At 54.1% G+C, this 2,929-nt stretch carries 3 protein-coding genes; all 3 read right to left on the reverse strand.

Translation table 11 applies throughout. The annotated features are described in order from the left end of the window. Positions 1 to 81 precede the first annotated feature (81 nt). The gene (gene thpR, locus MVG27_RS02410; protein ID WP_297556089.1) at positions 82 to 636 is read right to left on the reverse strand and encodes an RNA 2',3'-cyclic phosphodiesterase; all 555 of its coding nucleotides are present in this window, start codon (positions 634 to 636) and stop codon (positions 82 to 84) included. Positions 637 to 675: 39 nt separating this feature from the next. Beyond that, positions 676 to 1,140, reverse strand: a complete 465-nt coding sequence (locus tag MVG27_RS02415) for a phosphoribosyltransferase (protein ID WP_297548735.1) — start codon at positions 1,138 to 1,140, stop codon at positions 676 to 678. Positions 1,141 to 1,272: 132 nt separating this feature from the next. Continuing rightward, on the reverse strand, positions 1,273 to 2,929 hold a 1,657-nt coding region (locus tag MVG27_RS02420; protein WP_297556091.1), incomplete at its 5' end, for an adenosylcobalamin-dependent ribonucleoside-diphosphate reductase.

Genomic DNA, 2,929 nt, shown 5'->3' on the forward strand with positions numbered 1-2,929 from the left:
CCTCAACGAAGGCCCTCTCCTCTTCACTTGGCCTGGTTCTCTGAAGGACTTCGCTGATGACCGCTTCGATGTCCATAGTTCTCACTCCGAGAGCTCGAATCTCGCAACCGTCTCGTAAATCGGTCCCCTGGGGGTTAGCGTGCTCTTTTTCAGCTCTATGGCATTGACCTCGAACTCACCGAAGTCCTCGTTGGCGAGGTCTTTTAACGCCATGGCCAACTCAACCTTATCCCCCACGAACTTAACCCTGCCGATGGTGATGTGCGCCACGAAGTCCTTGTCCTTTTTGAAGCCCAAGCGACGCATCTCCCTTTCCACATCAGCTGCTATAGCTCTAATCCCCTCGTCGTTCTCTATCCCGGCCCATATCACTCTCACGTAGTTCGGGTTCGGGAAGACGCCTATCCCCTTAACGCGAACGCGGTGTTTTTTGTGCCTTTTCGCTATCTCTTCTAAGGCTTTCTTGACCTCTTCAGCTAGGGCCTCGTCAATCTCGCCAAGGAACTTCAGCGTTACGTGGAAGTTCTCCCGCTCGACGAACTTTATCTTGGCAGATTTGTTCCCTATCCTTTCCTGGGCTTTGAGGAGGTTGTCCCGAACCTCATCGCTGACGTCGATGGCTATGAACGCCCTCATACCATCACCGAGAAAAGTTGGGGAATAGGGTTAAATGGGTTACTCCCTTACCACAACGGGGAACTCCTCCCAGGGGAAGACTATCCACTTGTCGGTCCTGAAGACGTAGAAGTCCGGAACGACCTTTGTCCAGGGCTTCATGCTGAGGCAGGCGACCCTGACCTCTTTGGCCCCGGCCTTCTTGACCTCGTCGATGACCACCTCAAGGGTCTTCCCTGTATCGCTGACGTCGTCCACTATGACAACCTTCTTACCCTCCAGCGAGCCGTGGAGGGGAATCGTTACAACGGGTTTCTCCATCCTGTCGTCAATCCCCTTGTAGAACTTGACGTCGATGACCTTGAGCTCGACATCGCCGAGGACGTGGCTCAGCCTTACTGCCGGAATTAAACCGCCCCTCGCTATTCCAACGATTACGTCGGGCATGAAGTGCTTTCTGAGCTCATCAGCGAGCGCGAAAACGGCCCTGTCAACCTGCCACCATGTCAGGTAAACCTTGTCCATCCCAACACCTCCGAATAGCGTGAGTTCTATGCCCTGCACTTAAGCTTTGGGTGATTGGTTGAAGTTAAAAGAAACGCCTTAAAAAACCTATTTTGGCAGGAAAATGTTAAAAAGGCCGGAAGGAGGAAAAGCTCAGCTGATGACACACTTGCTCCAGCCACACCTTGGGCAGGTGGCACAGCCACTCTCCATCCTCAGCTCCACCAGTTCGCCGTCCTTCTCGTAGCAAACCGGGCAGTAGGCAACGCCGAGGAGCTCCTTAATCTTCTCCTCCGGAATTTCCGGTTTCTCCGCGTGGTGGTGTCCTTGAACTGGTTTCGGTGCCGAGATGTGGGAAACCGAAAAGGTCAGCCCGGTTGGAGTTTCTTCCTTCTTCTTTCCGTTCGTGCCGTTGAGTATCGCCTCGACGTTGATGAACTTGGCCAGCCAGGGTTCCGCTTCTACAACAGCTTTCAGCTTCTCAACCGCGTACCTGCTCGGCTTGGCCGGAACGCGCTTTCTCTTCTCGCCTTCAACGCTGTAGACCTGAACCGAGAGCGAGCCGTCGCGGTAGACGGTTATCCCCTTACAGCCGAGCTTGTAGGCGAGCAGATAAGCAGCTTTAACGTCCTCAACGGTCGCGTCGTTCGGCATGTTTATCGTCTTGCTCGCGCTGTCGGTTAGCCAGAGCTGTATGTTCGCCTGAGCGAGAATGTGGTCGAGCCAGTGGACGTCCATCGAGGTGACGAAAACCCTCTGCACATCCTCAGGAATTTCTTCCAGTCCCTGGACGGAGCCGTAGTTGTCACTTATCTTCTTGAGGAGTTGCTCGCTCCAGAGACCGCGCTTCTTAAGTTCGGCCTCAAAAACAGGGTCAACGTAGTAGAACTCCCCTACTGTCACGCTCTTCTTGTAAACGAGGGCAAATATCGGCTCGATTCCGCTGGAGGTGTCGGCTATCATTGAAACCGAGCCTGTCGGCGGGCAGGTGGTGACCATACCGTTTCTAACGCCGTATTTCTTGATTTCCTCGACGAGCTCGTCCCAGGGCAGGTTCCATATCTCCCTGTGGTAGAAGCCCTCAACCGGTAGCTCACTGTCTTTGTATCTGCTCTTCTCGTAGAGTGGGAAGGTTCCGCGCCTCTTCGCGGTCTCAACGCTGTACTTGTAGGCGTAGAACGTCAGGTACTCTGTGGCCTTCCTCATGAATGCGAAGCCTTCCTCGCTGTTGTAGGGAATGCCCAGCTTGAAGAGGGCATCCGCCAGACCCATCATTCCGACACCTATTCTCCTCGTGAGCTTGGTGTTGTGGTCTATCTCAGGGAGCGGGAAGCGGTTGACGTCGATGGCGTTGTCGAGGTACTTGGCGACCTTCTGAATGACGTACGCATACTCGTCCCAGTCGAAGTAGGGGTTGCCCTCATCGTCATACTTTACGAACTTTGCAAGGTTTATCGAGGCTAGATTGCAGGATTCGTACTCGTAGAGGGGCTCTTCTCCGCATGGGTTTGTTGCACGGATTTTTTCGCCCTTTGCGGGCTCGAGAACGTTCCTCCTGTTGATGACGTCGAAGAATATAACCCCAGGGTCCGCTTTGCTCCAGGCCATGAAGGCCAACTCCTCGAAGAGGCTCTTGGGGTCTATTTCCTTGACCTTCTCGCCGGTCCTCGGGTTAACGAGGGGATAGCGCTTGCCCTCCTTCAGGGCCTCCCAGAAGTCCTCCCAGATGCCGACGCTTATGTTGAAGTTGCTCAGCACGTTGGTTCCGGTGTTTCTCTCCTTCGCGTGTATGAACTTCTCTATATCAGGA

The organism is Thermococcus sp., assembly GCF_027011145.1.
Lineage (GTDB): Archaea > Methanobacteriota_B > Thermococci > Thermococcales > Thermococcaceae > Thermococcus.

Excerpts from the sequence above, each read along its gene's own strand:
- thpR (WP_297556089.1), bottom strand. The coding sequence starts at position 636 with ATGAGGGCGTTCATAGCCATCGACGTCAGCGATGAGGTTCGGGACAAC.
- MVG27_RS02415 (WP_297548735.1), bottom strand. The coding sequence starts at position 1,140 with ATGGACAAGGTTTACCTGACATGGTGGCAGGTTGACAGGGCCGTTTTC.